Genomic DNA, 19,657 nt, shown 5'->3' on the forward strand with positions numbered 1-19,657 from the left:
CTCAAGCTCAACCAAGCGCAAGAACTGTGTTGGCTTCGCAATTTGCCAAGCTGGCTGTGCCTGCCGTCGGCCGGGTAGGCGTGGCAGCTACTTTGGTCGAAACCGGCGAAACCGTGTCCTTAGCTGGCGCCGAGCGTTTTCCAATGCAAAGCGTGTTTAAGCTGCCCATTGCGCTGGCTGTCATTCACGAAGTGGAGCAAGGGCGTTTTCGGTGGTCTCAGCCGGTGCGCCTGATGCCGGCTGACATGCGCGGCGGCCACAGCCCGCTGCACGACCAGCACCCCCAGGGAATAGAATTGACGCTGCAAGAACTCATCCGTTACATGGTGACCGAGAGCGATAACTCGGCCTGCGACAAGCTACTGAGCCTCTTGGGTGGCCCCGCAGCCGTGACGCGCTACCTGCGCACCCTCGGCCTGACGCAAGTGGTAGTGGCCACCACCGAAGGCGGCATGGCCCAGGATGAGCTAGCTCAATACCGGAACTGGGCTACTCCCGTCGGCATGAATCAGTTATTGGTGGTGCTGCATAAAGGCCGCACCCTGCAGCCCGCCAACCGCGCCTTGCTGCTGGGCTACCTCACCAGCACCCCGCGCGGGCAGAAACGGCTGAAAGGCCGGTTGCCCGCTGGCACGGTGGTGGCCCACAAAACCGGCGCCTCGGGCACGCACGATGGCCTCACCCGCGCTACCAACGACGTTGGGCTTATCACGCTGCCCAACGGCCGCCACTTGGCCATGTCCGTTTTCATAGCCGATTCCAAAGCATCGGAAGCAGTGCGCGAAGACGTCATTGCGCAAGCCGCACAGGTCGCCTACCGGTACTGGAGCAACTCAACAAAACCCTAAGACACCCATGCGGAGGCGTACCTTACACCGGCTGTTTGCTTTGCCTCTTTTCGTACTAGCGGCCGCTACAGCCCAGGCCCACCCCGGCTGGGGCATCGTGCTCGACCGGCAGGGCAATGTGTACTACACCGATTTAGAGAACGTGTGGCGCCTCGATGCCGCCGGCCACAAAACCATTGCCGTGGCCCACGTGCACACCCACGAGCTGGCCTTCGACCAGGCTGGCAACCTGTATGGCGAAGACAGCCGCTACGAAAACGGCAAGTGGAGGCACCGCCTCTGGAAGCGCAGCCCAGCCGGCCGCATCAGCGACGTGAGGCCCTGGACAGATGGCTTCCGCGAGGACTATGGCATTCCGCGCGACGCCAATGGCGCTACTTATTTTTTGCACCATGTGGAGGGCCAAAACAACCAGGTGTACCAGCGCACACCCGGCGGGCAGTTGCGCCGTTTGGCTCCCGACTACGCATTTCCCTATATCGTAAACCAATTGGCGGTAGCCCCCGACAACAGCGTCTACGTCGCCTCTGGCGGGCAGCTGCTGCGCATAGCGTCGCAGGGCAGGGTGCGCGTGGTGGCCCGCAACCTGGCACCCAGCAATGGCCGGCATGCGCTGATGGGCATATGGCCCGATGCGCGCGGCAACGTATACGTAGCTGACCTGGAAGGCCACCGCTACCTGCGCGTGGCTGCCGATGGCAAGGTGAGCACGCTCTTCCGCTCGCCTGAGCCCTGGCAGCCCACCGGCATTACCCAAGCCCCAGACGGCTCGTTCTGGGTGCTGGAATATACCGGCACCCAAGCTCGCGCCCGGCACCTCACAGCCACCCTGACAAAATAGCCCGATGAAGCACCGCAGCTTTTCAGCTTCACCACAAAAAAGGCCTGCCCCAAACGGAGCAGGCCTTTTTGTTGCAGGCAGTTGCGCCAGTGCTTACTGCACCACGAGGCGCTTGGTCGATACCGTCTCGCCGGTTTTCACTTTGAAGAGGTAAGTGCCGCGGGCCAGCTTGCCGGCGTCGAATTTCACCTGGTGCAGGCCAGCGGCCTCGTTACCCACCACCAGGGTCTGCACTTTGGCGCCCAGGGTGTTGAACACCTCCACGCTCACGGGGCCTTCCTGGGTTAGCGAGTAGCTGATGGTGGTGCTGCCCGAGAATGGGTTCGGGAAGGCCGACACCTCTTGCAGCGCCAGTTCCGGGGCTGTGGAGGTAGCCACACCGCTGTTGCGGGCCGCGGCGGGCTGCGTTTGGGCGTTAAACTGCGGGAAGGTGCGCGTCACGATGACGGCAAACTCGCCGCGGCTCACGTTCTGGTTCGGCTTGAAGGTGGCGTGCACCGTGGGCTGCAGGTCGTAGGGGCCCTGCGTGATGGAGTAGTAGGCGTTGATGAGGTTCAGTTCAACGGCAATGCTCACGTAGCCTTCCAGGCCGGCCGGAATCTGGGCGGCGTCATCCAGCGGCACCGCCGTGCCGTTCACGTTCACCGTCACGGGCTTGCCGTTGCGGGCCTGGGCCTGCTGCTGGAAGCCGAGACCCTGCACCAGTGAGTAAGCCAGCGAGGCGCGGCTCACGTTGGCGTTGGGCGAGAAGGTACCGGCCGCGGTGGGCAGCATCACGCCATTGAACTGGTAGAACCGGTCGCGCAGGCCGGCGCCGCGGGCGGCCACCGACTCGGTGAGTAGGATGTCATTCACCGAAGACACGTCGGTGAAGGTGCGCGAACCATCGGTGGGCAGGTACTGGCGGATGCCCTGGCCCATGAGCAGGTAGTTGGCCAGCTGCAGGCGTGTGAGGGGCTGGCTGGGCTTGAATCCGTTGGGAAGGCCATCGACGAGGCGGTTGGTCACGGCCATTTTGATGGCGGCCTCGGCGGGGTCGCCGGCGATGTCGTTCAGGTTGGTGGTGCCGGCCGGCGTTTGCTGCGTGATTTTGCCGCTGATGGTTTCGGGCAGGGCCACGCCTTGCAGGCCTTCCACTTTCAGCGTCCAAGTGCCGGGGATGGGCGAGGCCACGGCAATGCTGCGGTCAGGCGTCAGGGCAAACTCCACCGGAATGCCCGAGCGGTACTGCACGCCATTGGGGTCGAGCACAATCAGGTTGGTCAGGTTGCCGGTCTGGCCCATCACGCCGGGCGAGTTGAACTTGGCTTCGAGGCTGTTCACGCCGGGCGCCACCTGGAACGTAATCTGGTTGGTGGCCGTGGTGGCGGGGTTGAAGTTTATGGTGAAGGGCGTTTCGGTGGCCTGCGAGTTCACGCTGCTGTTGAAGGTACGCTGCGAGTTCACGGTGCTGCCGAAGGCCGACCCGCGGAAGGCGGCGTCGACGGCGGCGTAGGCGTTTACGTAGCCGGCGCCCACTTCCCACGACTCATGGCCGGGCATGTTGGAAGCCGTTTTCGTCAGCAGGTCTTTCACCTGAGCCGGCGACAGCGAAGGCTTGGCTTCGAGCAGCAGAGCCACGATGCCCGCCACGTGCGGCGTGGCCATCGACGTGCCGCTCATCACCGTGTAGAAAGGCAGCTCGCCGGGTTGCAGCACGGCCGCGTCGGTTTGGGCGCCCAGGGTCGATACCGGTCCAACGGCGCGGGTCGACACCACGTCTACGCCGGGGGCCGTAATCACGGGTTCGTTCTTGTAAGTCCAGGTTTGGCCGTCCACCACGAAGGTGCCCTGCTGGCCTTTCACGCCGCGCGAGGAGAAGTCGGCCAGCAGGCCGAACCGGTCGCCGGCGGCCACCGAAATCGTCCAGGGAGCCACGGCGTAGGGGTTGTGCGTGTCGGCACCGGGGCCGGAGTTGCCGGCGGCAAACACCACCACCATGCCCCGGTCGTAGGCGCGCTTCGAGGCCACGTTCAGCGGGTCGTTGGGGTCGAAAGCGCCGCTGGAGCCAAACGAGTTGCTGATAACGCGGATGTTGTATTGGAACTGGTGCGTGAGGGCGTAGTCGAAGCCACCCAGCGCGTCGAGCACCAGCAGGGCGCCGCCCGAGCCGTAGCCCAGCAGCGAGGCGCCCGGGGCCACGCCCTCGTACTTGCCGCCTGAGTGGGCGCCGTTGCCGCCGATGATGCCAGCGCAGTGCGTGCCGTGGCCCGAGTTGTTGTCGGTGTTCGGCACGCCTTCCACATAGGTCACGGGCAGCAACGAGCTCAGCGAGTTGAGGTTGGTGGAGCCCAGGGTGTTTTGCACCAGGTGCGAGCCGAATTGAATGTCGGTGTTGGTGCCGTCAACGCCGCTGTCGTTCACCAGCACCCCCACGCCGCGGCCCGATACCGGCGTGCCGCCGTTGCGGGCCGTGACTTGGGCGTCGGTGCGCAGGCGGCGCACCCCGGTCAGGTTGGTGTCGTCGTAGTTGTAATAGTCCAGCCGCTTGTTGACGTAGATGGAGCGCACCTGCGGGTTGCGGGCCAGGGCGTCTACCTGCGCCTGGGTGGCCAGCACCCCGGCAATGGGCAGGGCCTGCAGGGTAACGCCGTTGAGGATGCCCAGCTGCCGCAGCAGGCCGGTTTGCAACAAGCTGGGGGCGCCGCTGCCGTTGAAAGTTACGATAACCTGGGCGGTGGGGCTGGTGGCAAAAGCCGTCCGCAGAGCGGGGTCTACCGTGGCTTGTCCGAACGAGGCGCCCGAAGCGAGGCCCACCACCAGGAGGGTAGCAAAAAATTTGTTTTTCATGTAGATGTTTAGAATAATAGATGGAAATGGGGTGAGAGGCACGGCGGGCCACAAAATCCGGCGGCTGCAATTCGCCGACCAGTGACAAGCGTTAACTCCAAAGGCCTTTGGTAATCAACGCCGCTTTTACGCCGTGCCCAACCTACGTCCATCAACTTTCATCGGATTCACATGAAAAAATTAATTTTCTATTAAAAAAGCCTTTTTACTTAATTATCATTCGCTTTCAACAGTATAAAATATGATAACCATAGTAAAAAAGGCCAAGCACTGAAATTATCATTTTACATTTTAACTGTTTTCAATTGGATAATTGGTGCGCTTTCTGAACACTTAAAGCAAATAGCTCCGTGGCGGTGAAGCTCGCTGCACTACCATTCTTGAATACACCAGCGGCAGGCGAACCGGACGGCGCCGTTTTCCCGGCAGGAGACGAAGCTGCCCTCGCAACCAAGGCATGGCAAAACCAACCGGCCCCTAGCAGGCCAAATCCGGCAGCCTTTCCCGAACCGGGCGCTCATTGCCAGTTACGCCCTGAAGCCGCAGCCTGAGCATCCGCAGCGTAGGCAAAGGCAGCCTCTACTATTTCTGGGAAACCGAGGACATCTTGGCCAGCGGCCAGGGGCGTGAGGAAGACGCCTACCTGAAAGTGCGCCGCCAGTTCCTGACCCGCGACGGCGCCCCGCTCGGCACCCCCACCTTCCGCCAGAACGACTTGGTGGTGGTGAAGCTAACCCTGGAAGCCAGCGAAGCCGCTGGCGTCATCAAGAACGCAGCCGTGACCGACCTGCTGCCCGCCGGCCTCGAAATCGAGCACCCAAGCATCGGCGCATTGCGCGAGCAGATTGGGCGAAGGATGCGCCCCAGCCCGATTACTCGGATGTGCGCGACGACCGGATTAATCTGTTCGCCACCGCTACTAGCACGCCGCAGCATTTCTACTATTTGTGCCGGGCGGTTTCGAAAGGAACGTTTAAGTTGGGGCCGGTGAATGCGGATGCGATGTACAACGCGGAGTACCACAGCTACAATGGGGCCGGCGTGGTGCGTGTGCGATAACTGGCAGGGACAAATTACTCTCGCAAGAGGCGGTTAAGCTTCCCTATTCCTTCATGCATCCGCAGCTGATTTAGCAACGAAACGCGCATTCGTTGACACCGGCTGAATATGCGCAGGGAAGTAATATACCCGTCAGTTTGGCGTGCAAATTCACAACTCAGTCTAGCGTAAAAAGGCCCATACACATTGATATGTGCATGGGCCTTTTTTACTGAAGATATTTTAACTCTACTGACTCCTAAAAACGGCCAGCATAATCAGCTACATTGTCAAGCAGCGTTCCCAGACCCACCAAATCCGTATGGTCGGTAGCATCATACCAATTTGCAACTGCGGCCAAAGTGCCGTTTGCAATCATTTGGTTGTAGCCACGCACGTTGCTGTCAATCACAACCGAAACCGGGTCTATGTAAACCATTTTACCAGCTCCGATATACGCGCTGCCGCCAACAATAATGGTCAGCCCGGTCGCGGTACGATTATTCGGGTCCGTACGAACAATGTTAAAAGTAGACTTGCCTTGATACTGCGCTTCAGTGGCCAATACATTCCCAGCCTCTAGAATGTCTGAATCAGCCTTTTTTAAGCCCCCAGCAACCTGCTGGAGGCTGCAGATAGCCCGAACCAGCTGGGAGGTGTTGTCGCCTTCGAAGTGCTCAACGCGCAGCGTTGCAACGAATGGCTTTTCTACTCCGTTGTCATTGAATGTGCCGGTGACACGGGTCTCGATGGCACGGTCCTTCACAACACCATTCTGCGAAGTAGAAGGTGCAGCTAGTTCGGGGGCTACGGAAGCCTTTTCGCAACCGGTAGCGAAGAGCAGGGAGCCAGCAAGGATGGCAGCAGTAGAGAAGTAGTTGAAAGCTTTCATGAGAATGGGATTTTGATTTGTTTAAGTTTGCTTTTGTTGAGTGATACAAAGATTATATGCTTTGTTCAATTAAAAAAGATTTCATCAAAATATTTTTTCTATTCGTATAAATTATATAACTAATCCAATTAAGAAGCGCTCTAGCTGCGCAGAATTGGCTTTTAGCATTGACAAAATATTTTCATTTTTTTTCTGTTCTTTTGACAAGTTGTTTTTGGAGACGTTTGCTACGCACTCAAAGGCAGTCCTCTTTGCTCAGCTTAGCTGGGCCGTTTGGCGTCATGGTACCTGCCTATCCATTGGCTACTATAACAGGGGCAGGATTGGTATCGCTAAATTTCCTGCTGAGCGGCGCCCCATATCCAGTGAGCTGCTTAAGCCGGTTAGCCAAATGACGCTCGATATCTTTAGCCTATGAACAGATGGAGGCTTTTGCGATTGGGAATGGGCGTGCTCATGGTTACCCTGTTGCTCCTGGCCCTCGACCGCCTTTTCCCCCTCCCATCCACGCCGCGCTACTCCCCCATCGTACTGGCCGCCGACGGCAGCGTGCTCCACGCCTTTCTGAACCCCACGCAGAAATGGCGCATGAAAACCGAGCTGACCGAAATCACGCCCGCCTTGCAGCAGGCCATCATCAACAAAGAGGACCGGTATTTCCGCTACCATTTTGGGGTGAATCCGGTGGCCATCGTGCAGGCCGCCGGCCGTAACCTGTTCAGAACCGGGCGTACCACCGGGGCCAGCACCATCACCATGCAGGTGGCCCGCCTGCTGGAGCCCAAGGAGCGGACCTTTGGCAACAAGCTCAAGGAAATGCTGCGCGCCGTGCAGCTGGAAGTTCACTACAGCAAGGCCGAAATCCTGCAGCTCTACCTCAACCTGGTGCCCTACGGCGGCAACATCGAGGGGGTGAAGTCGGCCGCGCTGTTGTATTTCCAGCAGCCGCCCGACTACCTCTCCCTCGCCCAGACGGTGACGCTGGCCATTATACCGAACCAGCCGCGTGTGCTGGTGCTGGGCAAGAACAACGCCCTCATTCTGGCCGAGCGCAACCGCTGGCTGCGGCAGTTTCAGAGCCAACGCCTGTTTCCGGACCAGGACATTGAGGATGCCATCAACGAGCCGTTGGAGGTGCAGCGCCACGCGGCGCCCACGCTGGCCCCGCACCTGGCGCGGCGCTTGGTTACCCAGTATCCGGGCCAGCCTATTATCCGTTCCACCCTGCGCCGCAGCCCCCAGGCCAAGGCCGAGGACCTGACCCGCAACTACGTGCGCCGCCTGCGCGAGCTAGGCATTTCGCAGGCCGCCGTGCTGGTGCTCAACAACCGCACCCGTGCCGTAGAGGCCTACGTGGGCTCGGCTGATTTCGGGGACGCGGCCAGCGCCGGGCAGGTAGATGGGGTGCGGGCCGTGCGCTCGCCGGGAAGCACGCTCAAGCCCTTTCTCTACGCCCTGGCCGTTGATAAGGGCATCGTCACGCCCAAGCTGAAGCTGCCCGACGTGCCCACCAACTTCAGCGGCTTCCGGCCCGAGAATTTCGACAAAAGCTGCGCCGGCGAAGTGACGGTGGAGCGCGCCCTTACTTACTCGCTCAATATCCCGGCGGTGCGCGTGCTGGCCGAGGTGGGCGTGCCCGCGTTCACGGATAAGCTGCGTGCGGCTGGCTTCAGGAGCGTGGCAAAAGTGGCACCGCGCCTGGGGCTAAGTACCATCCTGGGCGGCTGCGGCGCCACTTTGGAGGAGCTAACGGGCCTCTACGCGGCGCTGGCGGATGGCGGGCGGTACGCCCCACCGAGCCTAGTGCTTAACCAAGGGCCCAAGCCAACCAAGGATAAGTCGCCGGCCACGAACACCTCGTTGACCTCCCCCGCTGCCGCTTTCCTTATCACCGACATCCTGGCCCAGCGCACCCGGCCCGACCTGCCGATGGGCTACCAAAACAGCCGCCACCTGCCCAAAATTGCCTGGAAAACCGGCACCAGCTACGGCCGGCGCGACGCCTGGAGCATCGGCTATAACCAGGATTACACCATTGGGGTGTGGGTGGGCAACTTCAATGGCCAGGGCAGCCCGGCCCTGACTGGGGCCGACGTGGCCTCGCCCCTGCTTTTTGACTTGTTCAACGCCCTGGCTTACAACTCGCCCAACCGCTGGGCCGTGCCGCCGGCCACGCTCGACTTCCGGCTGGTGTGTGCCGAAACCGGCCTGGTTCCCGGCGAGCACTGCCCCAATCAGCTCATCGATTACTACCTGCCGGGCACGTCCTCGGCCCGCCGCTGCGAGCATCAGAAAGAAGCGCTGGTTTCGGCCGATGGCGCGGTGGCCTACTGCCGGGCCTGCGTGCCCGCGACCGGGTTTCGGCGGCAGCTTTTCCCGAACCTACTGCCCGAGGTGCTGGCCTTCCGCGAAGCGCAGGGCCTGCCTTCTTCGCGCCTGCCTCCGCACAACCCCACCTGCCGCCTGGTGCGCGCCGACGACGGCGCGGGCACCGCCCTAGCCATCACCTCGCCCCTCGACCACGCCGAGTACGTGCTCGACCGCCACGACAAGCAGCAGATGCTGCTCAGCTGCGCGGCGGGCAGCGAGGTGCGCCAGGTGTATTGGTACGTGAACGACCGGTTCCTGCGGGCAGCGGCGGCTACGGAACGGGTGTTTTTCCGCCCGCCCAGCGGCACGGTGAAGATTTCCTGCGCCGACGACCACGGCCGTAACGTGGACATCCAATTGCAGGTGGCCGAGTTATAAGGTCCACACCATTATTAATAGATAACATCCGGCTGTTGATAGGCAACATCTCGGTGTTGATAGATAAATAGTGCGCAGCTGCTAACCGTCCAAAACCTTTCACTTTAAAAGGGGTTAACGAATCTTGGTTTAAGCAGCTTCTGATGGGGCCAAGCGCGCGGGTGCTAATGCGCAAAGGATGAGCTGCCTCTGCATATCTATCTATGAAACAAACACAACTGGCGTTAAAACCGCTGTTTCGATTACTATTATTTGTTCCTTATTTCGCTTTTGCCCAACCTGTTGCCCCTCCTCCACCCACTAGCACCCTGACGCTTGCCCAGTGCCTGAACTACGCGCTGGTGAACCAGCCCGTGGTGCGGCAGGCCCGCATTGACGAGGAAACCACCGAGGCCGACATTCGCATTGCGCGCGCGGCCTGGCTGCCGCAGTTGGGCCTCACGGCGTCGGGCCAGCACTATTTTGAGCTGCCGACCACCTTTTTTCCCAATCCGGCTACGGGCCTGAATGAGCCGCGCCAGATTGGTGTCCGCAACACTTCCACCATTGGGCTGGCAGGCACGCAGGTCATCTACAACAATGAGGTAAATCTGGCCTCACGCGGCGCCCGCTTCTCGCGGCAGGCTGCCCGGCAGAACACGGCCAACACCCGCATCAATGTGGTGTCGGACGTGAGCAAGGCGTTTTACGACGTGCTGCTCTCGCAGCGCCAGCTCGATGTTTTCAATGAGGACATCACCCGGCTGCGCCGCAACTACCAGGATGCCAAGGCGCGCTACGACGCCGGCATCGTGGACAAAACCGATTACCTGCAGGCCGAGATTTCGCTGAACAATTCGCTGGCCGGCCGCAAGCAGGCCCAGGAAAGCATCAAGGCCAAAACGGCCTACCTGCAGCAGCTCATGGGCCTGCCGGCCGAGCGCCCGCTGGCCTTGCAGTATGACACGCTGAAGCTGGAAACCGAAGCGGTGTTCGACACCACCACCGGCCTGAACGTGTCCAGCCGCTTGGAGTACCAGCAGCTCCTGACCCAGAAGTCGCTGCAGCGGCTCACCATCGACTACTACCGGCTGGGCTTCCTGCCGTCCATCGGCGCGTTTGGCAACTACAACGCGGTGTACCAGAACAACGAGTTTGGCAACCTCTACGCCCAGCGCTTCCCCAACTCCTACGCCGGCTTACAGGCAGCGCTGCCCATTTTCACGGGCTTCCGGCGCACCCAGAATTTGCGGCGCGCCCGCCTGCAGGACAACCGCATTGACGAGGACATCAACAGCACCCGCAATCAGATTACCACTGAATACGCGTCGGCCCTGGCTTCCTACAAGAGCAATTTCAACGACTACCTCGTGGGCAAGCGCAACCTCGACCTGGCCCGGCAGGTGTACACGGTGGTCGATTTGCAGTACCGCGAGGGCATCAAGGCCTATATCGACCTGCTAGTGGCCCAAACCACGCTGCGTACGGCCCAGCTCAACTACTACACGTCGCTGTTTCAGGTACTGGGCAGCAAGGTGGAGCTGCAACGCGCGCTGGGCTCGTTGCCGACCGATTATTAAAGAATTCCAAAGTTCCGAGAACGTCATGCAGAGCGCAGCGAAGCATCTCGCGTGCGCAACGCAATCAGTTAATGAGTTACTGCTTCGAGCGAGATGCTTCGCTGCGCTCTGCATGACAGCCTAAGGAAGCCTAAGCTATGATGATGAACAAGAAATACCTGGCCTATTCCCTGAGCCTGCTGGCCCTGGCTTCGTGCGGTAAGAAAGAAGACGAGCAGAAGAAAAACGCGGCCCCACCGCCCACGCCGGTCACGCTGGTGGCCGCGCATACCACCGAGGCGGTTTACTACGACGAATACCCGGCTACCGTGGTGGCGCTGAATACCGTGGAGCTGCGCTCGCAGGCCACCGGCTTCGTGACCGGGGTGTATTTTAAGGAAGGCGACGTGGTGCCCAAGGGCAAGCTGCTCTATGAAATCGACCAGCGCCAGTACCAGGCCGCCTATCAGCAAGCCCTGGCTGACCTGCGCAGCGTGCAGGCCAACGCCGCCAACGCCGAAGTAAATGCTGGCCGCTACCAGCGCCTGGCCCAGCAAGACGCCGTGGCCCGGCAGCTCGTAGACAACGCCAACACCGCCGCGGCCACCGCTCGCGCGCAGGTGGCCGCCGCGCAAGCCAGCGTCAACATTGCCCGCAACAACCTGGGCTTTTCGCGGGTGACGGCGCCTTTCACCGGCCGCATCGGCATCTCGGAGGTGCGCCTGGGTTCGCAGGTGGGCGCGGGCACCACACTGCTCAACACCATTTCGAGCGAGGACCCGATGGGCGTGGACATTGTGGTGACGCAGACGGACATTGAGCGTTTCATTGCGCTGCAAAACGCCAAGACCTCGCGCGCCGACTCGACCCTGCGCCTGGTGCTGCCCGGCGGCGTGACCTACCCGCAGCCCGGCCGCATCCGCACCATCGACCGGGGCGTGAACAGCCAGACCGGTACTATCACGGTGCGCGTGGAGTTTGCCAACCCCAAGCGGGAGCTGAAGGACGGCATGAGCGCCGTGGTGAAAGTGCTGAACACCCAATCGGGCCAGCGCTTGGTGGTGCCCTTCAAAGCCATTGTGGAGCAGATGGGCGAAAACTTCGTGTACGTGGCCACCGACAGCAGCACGGCCCAGCAGCGCAAAGTGACGCTCGGCCCGCGCCTGAAAGACCAGATTGTGCTGATGAACGGCGTGAAAGACGGCGACAAAGTGGTGACCGAAGGCGTGCAGAAGCTGCGCGACGGCGGCAAGATTACCACCGAAGTGCCCAAGGCTCCGCCGGCCGCGCCGGGGAAGTAAGCGGGAACGGTGAATCTCGCAAATACCAGAACGTCATGCTGAGCGCAGCTGAAGCATCTCGCGTGCGGCAGTAATCAAAACCGCAGAACGATTGAGTTAGTGGAAGCATGCGAGATGCTTCGCTACATTCTGCATGACGGACTTTATACCCATTGAATCCTAAAAGCCAACGGCTACCCGCCTGCCGCTAACAGCTATAGCAAATGATAGCAGAAACCTTTATACGCCGGCCCGTCACGGCCATTGTCAGCTCGCTGGTCATCGTGATGGTGGGTTTGCTGGCCCTGCTGAAGCTGCCCATTGGGCAGTACCCCGAAATCACGCCGCCCACGGTGTCGGTGAGCGGCACCTACACCGGCGCCGATGCCCAGACCGTGGAACAGACCGTGGCCACGCCCGTGGAGGTGCAGGTGAACGGCACGCCCGGCATGACCTACCTGCAAAGCAACAGCACCAGCAACGGCCAGATGAGCATGACGGTGAACTTTGAAGTCGGCACCGACATCAACATCGCCGCCCTCGACGTGCAGAACCGGGTGGGCATTGCCCTGCCCACCCTGCCGCAGGAAGTGCAGCGCCTCGGCCTCACGGTGCGCAAGCGCAACCCCAGTATCCTGATGCTGGTGGCCATGTTTGCCCCCAAGGGCACGCACAACGCTACCTTCCTCGACAACTACGCCAACGTCTACATCAAGGACGCCCTGCTGCGCACCAAGGGCGTGGGCGACATCGTGAGCCGAGCCGACGACTTCTCCATGCGCCTCTGGCTGAAGCCCGACAAGCTCTCGCAGCTCGGCATCACGGCCAACGATGTGCTGGCAGCCATTCAGGAGCAGAACGCCCAGATTGCGGCCGGCTCCATTGGCGCCCCGCCCCAGCAGATGGGCCAGACGTTTGAGTACATCGTGCAGGTACAGGGCCGCCTGGCCACTACCGAGCAGTTCGGCGACATCATCGTGAAAACGCGGCCCGACCAGGACGGCGGCATCGTGTACCTCAAGGACGTGGCCCGCATGGAGCTGGGCAAGTTCAACTACGGCAACAACTCCTACGTGGACGGCAAGCGCGCCGCCTACCTGCTGGTGTATCAGGCCCCCGGCGCCAACGCCCTCGAAACCTTCGAGAACGTGAAAAACACTATGGAGCAACTCAAAAAGCAGTTCCCCTCCGACCTGAGCTACGTCATTCCCTTCGAGGCCGCCAGCGTGGTGAAGGTGTCCATCAACGAGGTAGTGCATACGCTGCTCGAAGCCCTGGCGCTGGTAGTGGTGGTGGTGTTTTTGTTTCTGCAAAGCTGGCGCTCCACGCTCATTCCGGTGCTGGCCATTCCGGTGTCTATTGTGGGCACGTTCATGTTCTTTATCCCGCTGGGATTTACTATTAACACCCTCACGCTCTTTGGCTTCGTGCTGGCCATTGGCATTGTGGTCGATGACGCCATTGTGGTGGTGGAGGCCGTGGAGCACAACATGAACGAGCGTAACCTGAACGTGCTGGATGCCACGCTCGAAGCCATGCGCGAGATTTCGGCCCCGGTTATTGCCATTGCGCTTATTCTGGCGGCGGTGTTTGTGCCGGTGGGCTTCATTCCGGGCATCACGGGGCGGCTCTACCAGCAGTTTGCCGTCACCATTGCCATTTCGGTGCTGATTTCGGCCTTCGTGGCCTTGTCGCTCACGCCGGCGCTGTGTGTGCTGCTGCTCAAGCCTACTAAGCGCGACGAAAACTCGAAGGGCCTGGACAAGTTCTTCTTCAAGTTCAACAATTGGTTTGGCCGCGTCACGGATAAGTACGGCAACGGTGTGGCCAGCAGCATCAAGCATTCGCGGCTGGTGGTGGTAGTGCTGGTGTGCATCGTAGCCGGCGCCGCTTTGCTGTTCAAAAACAAGCCCAGCGGCTTCCTTCCCACCGAAGACGAAGGCCGCATCATCATCACCTTCAACCTGCCCGAGGCCTCCAGCACGGCCAGCACCGTGGCCACCTTGCAGGAGATGATGAAAGAGCTTTCGCAGGTAAAAGGCATAGCGCACTACGCCGCTCTCGGTGGTTTGAACGCCGTGAACTTCTCCTCGAAATCGAACTCCGGCACCATCTTCTGCCAGTTGCAGCCCTGGGAAGACCGCAAGGAAACGGAGCTGCGCCTGCAGGGCCTCATCGCCACTGTGCAGCAGCGCATGGCCAAGTTCAAAGAGGCCACCACGGTGGTGATTTCGCCGCCCGCCATCCCCGGCCTGGGCAATACCGGCGGTTTCTCCTTCGTGCTGCAGGAGCGCGAAAGCCAGGGTGGCGACGTGAAAACCTTCGATGCCAACCTGCAGGGCTTCCTCGGCGCCATTCGCAAGCGGCCCGAAATAGCCAGCGGCTTCTCGTTCTTCACGGCTAACACGCCGGGCTACCAGCTCACGATTGACCGCGAAAAGGCCAAGAAGCTGGGCGTGAGCATTTCGGACATCGCCACCGCCCTGCGCACCTACCTCGGCTCGGCCTACGTGAATGACTTCACGCTCTACGGCCGCAACTTCCGCGTGCTGGCCCAGGCCGACAGCAGCTACCGCGGCGACATCTCGAACATTGGCCAGTACTACGTGCGCAACTCGGCCGGCACCATGGTGCCCCTGAGTAGCGTGACGAGCTACAAGCGCACCGAAAGCGCGCCCCTCATCTCGCACTACAACCTGTTCCGTTCGGCCGAAATCAACGGCAACCCCGCCCCCGGCTACAGCTCGGGCGATGCCATCAAGGCCCTGCAGGACGAGGCCGCGAAATCATTGCCGCAGGGCTACGGCTACGAATTTTCAGGCCTGAGCCGCGAGGAACTGCTAGCCAGCGGCCAGACCATTTACATTTTCGCGCTTTCCATCGCCTTCGTGTTCCTGTTCCTGGCCGCGCTGTATGAAAGCTGGTCGGTGCCGTTCTCGGTGCTGCTGGCGGTGCCGGTGGGCATCTTCGGGGCCATTCTGGCGCTGTTTTTCCTGCCCAAGCTCACCAACAACGTGTACGCCCAAATTGGCATGATTACGCTGATTGGCTTGTCAGCCAAAAACGCCATTCTGATTATCGAATTCGCCAAGGAGCGGGTTGATAAAGGTATGCCACTGGTGGAGGCCACGCTCGAAGCCGTGCGCCTGCGCCTGCGCCCCATCATCATGACCTCGCTGGCCTTCATCCTGGGCATTGCGCCGCTCACGTTCGCGTCCGGCGCCGGCTCCCTGGCCCGCCAAACCCTGGGCTGGACGGTGCTCGGCGGCATGCTGGCGGCCACGTCGCTGGCCATTTTCATCGTGCCGGTACTCTACGTCATCATCACCCGCTTCGCCTATGGCAAAGAGAAGCTGGCCGAGCTGGAGAAGAACTACAAGCCCGACGAGGAGCACGGCGGCCACAAGGAAGAGAAAGGCCCCGCGCCCGCGCCAAGTCCTGCATAAAGGCAACACCTTAATGAAACGAAGGGGCGACCAAGTCAAATCACTTGGTCGCCCCTTCGTTTTTAGAGCCTGCAGAGTTAGGCGAACAATTATGGCTAGGCTCTTGCTTACCCTTGGCCAAAAAAGTACGCTGGCACGCCCGCCATCCCCGGCTCCACGGCAAACAAGTTGCCACTAAGCGGAAACTCTCGCTGCTGCTGCGCCGTGAGGCCGCCCCGCCCCGTGGTGATGAACAGTGTCTTAAGCTCCGGCCCGCCGAAGGCGCAGGAGGACGTGTTCGGCGCTGGCACGTGAATAGTTTGGAGCAGAGCGCCGGTTTCGGGGTCGTAACGGCGCACCTGCCCGGCACCGAACAGGGCTATCCAGAGCTTGCCTTCAACATCGATGGTCATGCCATCGGGTTCGCCGTCGGTTTTTTCGCCGATGCGGATAATGACGCGCGGGTTGTCGATGCTGCCCGTGGCATCGTCGTAGTCAAAAGCCTGCACGGCTTGTGTGGCCGTGTCGATATAGTACATCGTGCGGCGGTCGGGCGACCAAACCAAACCGTTGGAGTTAGTGACGTGGCGAAGCATGACGTGCGTGCTGCCGTCGGGGTCAAATCGGTAGAGAGTGGCGGTGCGGTCGCGCTGCTTTAGGTCGAGGGTGCCCACCCAGAAGCGTCCCGCTGGGTCGCATTTGCCGTCGTTGAAGCGCTGGTCGGCGTCAGCTACAGGGTTGGCCAGAAGCGTGAGCTGGCCGGTGTTCAGGTCGATTTTGTGGATGCCGGATTGCAAGGCTACCAAGGCGTGGCCGCCGTGCATGGGCACCGCCGTGCCGATGCAACTTCCCACCGGGTAGCACCGGTCGTGGCCAGTAGCGGGGTCGAAGACGTGGAATTCCTTGCCTTCGATATCGACCCAGTACAGCCGTTCCATCTCCGGGTTCCAAAGGGCGCCTTCGCCGAGGGTGGCTTGGGCGTGCAAAATGGAAGTGGCGTGCATGGCGGGATGGGGTTATGGTTGCCTCAATTCGCCGAGGTGGTGTAGCAATACGGCCGCTTGGCCGGTCAGGGTCACTTCCTCGGCCATTTTGGTTTGCACAGCGCTTTGGCGGTCGAGGCCCAGCGTGCGCAGTGCGGCTTGGTAGAGCGCCACTAGCGTGGGCTCGCCAGCCAGGGTGATGCGGGCGGGTGGGTTGGCTTGCAAGTCGCCGCACTCGCTGCCGATGAGCAGCCCGCTTAGGTAGAAATAATTTTCTGCTTTGCTGGCTTTTTGGAACAAGTCGTTGGTACGCACCAAAAAGGCGTTGTGCAGCAGGTTGGTTTCCTGGCTGGCGTGCACGCCTTTCTCAAACCACTCTCGATTGGCACCCTCGTCCAGCTTGCCGCCTTCTTCCACCGATGCCGCTAATATGCCTTTGGTGGAAAGCAGCGAGAAAAACTCACCAGTCATGTAGGTTTTCAGGGTGGTGGCCTGGCCGTTTTGCACCAGCACGTGCTTAGCGTGCGTGCCAGGGTGCAGGAATAGCTGCGCTTCAGCTGTGTTTTCAAAGCCGCAGCCCACCAGCTGCACTTCCTCGCCGCGCATCACGTCATCGTCGCTTTTCACGCCCGAAATCAGCAGCACGACGTGCATAAACTCCGGCGTGGCCGGCAGGATTTTAACGGCCAAATCGGAACCGTCCGTTGCAAACGGCAGCGGTTTATAGGGCACTTCCAGCATGCCAATGGTTGACGAGGCCATGCCCGAAATCACCACCGGCACCTCATCTAGCGAGGTTTTCGCGGCTTCTTCGAGCTTCCTCACATGCGCCTGCACAATGGCCAGGTAGAACGCCACGCGCTGCTCTGCCGGCTGGCCGGCCTGCTTCCAAAGCTCGGCAGTGGCGGCATTTCCTTCTTTGGAGCTTTCCTCTGCTAGTACCTTGAGCGACTCCCGTTCCACAAGGCGCAAGCGAAAAGCAGAGGTGCCCCAGTCACAGCTGAGGAAAAGGTTGGAGAGGTCCATAAGCCGAGTGAGGTTCTAAATAGAAAACGTCATGCAGAGCGCAGCGAAGCATCTCGCTTGTGGCAGTAGTTAGTTGGCGAAGGCGAGATGCTTCGCTGCGCTCTGCATGACGGCTTTTTATCTCGTTCAGTTGTACTTCCCTTCTGCTACCACTCTGCCACACTCCCGTCGGTATTGCGCCACACGGGGTTGTGCCAGTTGTGGCCGATGGCGGCGCGCTGCCGCAGGTACTCTTCATTGATTTCGATGCCCAGGCCCGGCCCCTCCGGAATTTTGCAGTAGCCGTTTTCGTAGAAAAACACCGACTTATCAACCAGGTAATCGAGCAGGTCGTTTTCCTTGTTGTAGTGAATGCCCAGGCTTTGCTCTTGAATGAAGGCGTTGTGGCAGGTGGCGTCTACCTGCAGGCAGGCGGCCAGCGCGATGGGACCCAGCGGGCAGTGCGGCGCGGCGGCCACGTCGAAGGCCTCAGCCATGCTGATTATCTTCTTGCACTCGGTGATGCCGCCGGCGTGCGAAAGGTCGGGCTGGATGATGTCGACGTAGCCGTCGATGAGCAGCTGCTTGAAATCCCAGCGCGAAAACATGCGCTCGCCGGTGGCAATGGGAATGGCGCAGTGGTTGGCGATGTCGCGCAGGGCCTCGTTGTGTTGGGGCAGCACGGGCTCCTCGATAAACATGGGGCGGTAGGCTTCGAGCTCCTTGGCCAGCACCTTGGCCATGGGCTTGTGCACGCGCCCGTGAAAGTCGATGCCGATGCCCAGGCCCGGCCCACCGGCCTCGCGCACGGCGGCCACGCGGGCCAGCACGGCGTCAATCTTCACGTAGGAATCGACGTAGCCCATCTCGTCGGTGCCGTTCATTTTCACGGCCGTGAAGCCGCGGGCCACCATGTCGGCCGCCGCCGCGCCCACGTCGTGGGGCCGGTCGCCGCCAATCCAAGAGTACACGCGCATGGTGTCGCGGGCCCGGCCACCCAGCAGCTGGTGAATGGGGGCATTGTGGTACTTGCCTTTGATGTCCCACAGCGCCTGGTCGATGCCCGCAATGGCCGACATCAGGATAGGGCCGCCGCGGTAGAAGCCGCCGCGGTACATCACCTGCCAATGGTCCTCGATGTTGAGCGGGTCTTTGCCGATGAGGTTTTCCATCAATTCCTGCACGGCGGTGGCCACGGTGGCGGCCTTGCCCTCAATCACCGGCTCGCCCCAGCCCACGAGGCCGGTATCGGTTTCAATTTTGAGAAACAGCCAGCGCGGCGGCACCTGGAAAAGCGTGAAGCGGGTGATTTTCATGAGTTGGTTATGGTGGAAATTAACTATCCAGCACGTCATGCTGAGCGCAGCCGAAGCATCTCTCCCGCGCAACGCAATTAGTTACTCCAGCGGTAGAGATGCTTCGGCTGCGCTCAGCATGACCGTTCTCTCGTCCCACCGTTCAAAAACTACCCCGCCACGGCCGCCACAAATGCCCGTGCTTTCTCCGTGAGCTTAGCCAGGTACTCATCCGTCACGGCCTGCTTGGTATCGACCAGCGAGCTGCCGAGGCCGAAAGCCTTGGCCCCGGCTTCGGCAAAGCCCTTGATGTTGTCGAGCGACACGCCGCCGGTGGGCATGAGCGGGATGTGCGGCAGCGGCCCGGCAATGTCCTTGAAATAGCTGGCGCCGCTGCTGCCCGCGGGAAAGACCTTGATAATGTCGCCGCCGTACTCGTAAGCATTCAGAATCTCGGTGGTGGTGTAGGCGCCGGGGATGCTGACGGCGCCGTAGCGCTTGGTCATCCGAATGGTTTTCTTGTTGAGCGTAGGCGAAATGATGTATTGCGCCCCGGCCAGCAGGGCGGCGCGGGCCGTTTCGGGGTCGAGCACGGTGCCGGCGCCCACCAGCAGCTTGCCCTCCATCTCGCGCGCCACTTCCTCGATGGAGGCCAGCGCGCCGGGCGAGTTGAGCGTGATTTCCATCATGCGGACGCCACCTGCGTGCACGGCCTGGGCAATTTTGACCAGGTCGGGCGAGTTGGCCCCGCGCACGATGGCGACGATTTTGTGTTCGAGGATGTGAGCCAGCGGATTCATAGCGGGAGGAAAAGGCAAGGGCAATGCTGCCTTCTGCCAACGTAGAAGCACGAATTCAGGTTAAGTTCATCTGGTGCGGCCGAGTATTAGGCCGCCTCTCCGGTCCTCTCTGCGCACAGGGGCTACGCAACACCG

The 19,657-nt window shown here is 60.9% G+C and carries 13 protein-coding genes and 1 pseudogene; 8 read left to right on the top strand and 6 right to left on the bottom strand.

The features are described 5' to 3' along the window. The first annotated feature begins 26 nt into the window (after positions 1 to 26). Complete coding sequence (bla, locus tag I2I01_RS18210; RefSeq protein ID WP_211538026.1) at positions 27 to 848, top strand: class A beta-lactamase; 822 nt, start codon at positions 27 to 29, stop codon at positions 846 to 848. Positions 849 to 888: 40 nt separating this feature from the next. Then, the gene (locus I2I01_RS18215; protein ID WP_196287932.1) at positions 889 to 1,689 is read left to right on the top strand and encodes a Vgb family protein; all 801 of its coding nucleotides are present in this window, start codon (positions 889 to 891) and stop codon (positions 1,687 to 1,689) included. Between the two features lie 93 nt (positions 1,690 to 1,782). Here I2I01_RS18215 and I2I01_RS18220 read toward each other — a convergent pair whose 3' ends face one another. Continuing rightward, positions 1,783 to 4,518 (bottom strand): S8/S53 family peptidase, encoded by a 2,736-nt coding sequence (locus tag I2I01_RS18220; protein ID WP_196287933.1) that lies wholly within the window; start codon positions 4,516 to 4,518, stop codon positions 1,783 to 1,785. 649 nt (positions 4,519 to 5,167) lie between these two features. Between I2I01_RS18220 and I2I01_RS23685 the strand changes: the two are divergent. Further along, positions 5,168 to 5,335, top strand: a pseudogene (locus I2I01_RS23685) (hypothetical protein); the annotation flags it as partial. A 65-nt stretch (positions 5,336 to 5,400) separates the two neighbouring features. Continuing rightward, positions 5,401 to 5,577 carry an alpha-2-macroglobulin family protein gene (locus tag I2I01_RS23690; RefSeq protein ID WP_394369284.1) on the top strand — a complete coding sequence of 59 codons (177 nt, stop codon included), beginning with the start codon at positions 5,401 to 5,403 and terminating at the stop codon, positions 5,575 to 5,577. A 238-nt stretch (positions 5,578 to 5,815) separates the two neighbouring features. On the opposite strand, the gene I2I01_RS18230 is transcribed toward I2I01_RS23690, so the two are convergent. Next, the gene (locus I2I01_RS18230; protein WP_196287935.1) at positions 5,816 to 6,448 is read right to left on the bottom strand and encodes a hypothetical protein; all 633 of its coding nucleotides are present in this window, start codon (positions 6,446 to 6,448) and stop codon (positions 5,816 to 5,818) included. Positions 6,449 to 6,904: 456 nt separating this feature from the next. On the opposite strand from I2I01_RS18230, the gene pbpC reads away from it, so the two are divergent. The 4 genes from pbpC to I2I01_RS18250 all read left to right on the top strand — a co-directional run bounded on the left by pbpC (position 6,905) and on the right by I2I01_RS18250 (position 15,460). Further along, positions 6,905 to 9,196: a penicillin-binding protein 1C gene (pbpC, locus tag I2I01_RS18235; RefSeq protein WP_211538027.1), complete on the top strand. Its 2,292-nt coding sequence runs from the start codon at positions 6,905 to 6,907 to the stop codon at positions 9,194 to 9,196. A gap of 203 nt (positions 9,197 to 9,399) precedes the next feature. Beyond that, positions 9,400 to 10,755, top strand: a complete 1,356-nt coding sequence (locus I2I01_RS18240; protein WP_196287937.1) for a TolC family protein — start codon at positions 9,400 to 9,402, stop codon at positions 10,753 to 10,755. A 143-nt stretch (positions 10,756 to 10,898) separates the two neighbouring features. Further along, positions 10,899 to 12,035: an efflux RND transporter periplasmic adaptor subunit gene (locus I2I01_RS18245; protein ID WP_196287938.1), complete on the top strand. Its 1,137-nt coding sequence runs from the start codon at positions 10,899 to 10,901 to the stop codon at positions 12,033 to 12,035. A 203-nt stretch (positions 12,036 to 12,238) separates the two neighbouring features. Further along, positions 12,239 to 15,460 (top strand): efflux RND transporter permease subunit, encoded by a 3,222-nt coding sequence (locus I2I01_RS18250; protein WP_196287939.1) that lies wholly within the window; start codon positions 12,239 to 12,241, stop codon positions 15,458 to 15,460. A 107-nt stretch (positions 15,461 to 15,567) separates the two neighbouring features. Here the strand turns inward: I2I01_RS18250 and I2I01_RS18255 are convergent, their stop codons facing one another. The 4 genes from I2I01_RS18255 to I2I01_RS18270 form a co-directional block, all read right to left on the bottom strand. Further along, positions 15,568 to 16,443: an SMP-30/gluconolactonase/LRE family protein gene (locus I2I01_RS18255; protein WP_196287940.1), complete on the bottom strand. Its 876-nt coding sequence runs from the start codon at positions 16,441 to 16,443 to the stop codon at positions 15,568 to 15,570. Between the two features lie 12 nt (positions 16,444 to 16,455). Continuing rightward, positions 16,456 to 17,448, bottom strand: coding sequence for a 2-dehydro-3-deoxygalactonokinase (locus tag I2I01_RS18260; protein WP_196287941.1), 993 nt, complete (start codon positions 17,446 to 17,448; stop codon positions 16,456 to 16,458). Positions 17,449 to 17,594: 146 nt separating this feature from the next. Then, entirely contained in the window at positions 17,595 to 18,743 is a 1,149-nt protein-coding gene (dgoD, locus tag I2I01_RS18265; protein ID WP_196287942.1) for a galactonate dehydratase, read from the bottom strand. Between the two features lie 149 nt (positions 18,744 to 18,892). Continuing rightward, entirely contained in the window at positions 18,893 to 19,522 is a 630-nt protein-coding gene (locus I2I01_RS18270) for a bifunctional 4-hydroxy-2-oxoglutarate aldolase/2-dehydro-3-deoxy-phosphogluconate aldolase (RefSeq protein WP_196287943.1), read from the bottom strand. Between the last annotated feature and the right edge of the window lie 135 nt (positions 19,523 to 19,657).

Source organism: Hymenobacter properus, from assembly GCF_015694735.1.
Taxonomy (GTDB): Bacteria; Bacteroidota; Bacteroidia; order Cytophagales; family Hymenobacteraceae; genus Hymenobacter; species Hymenobacter properus.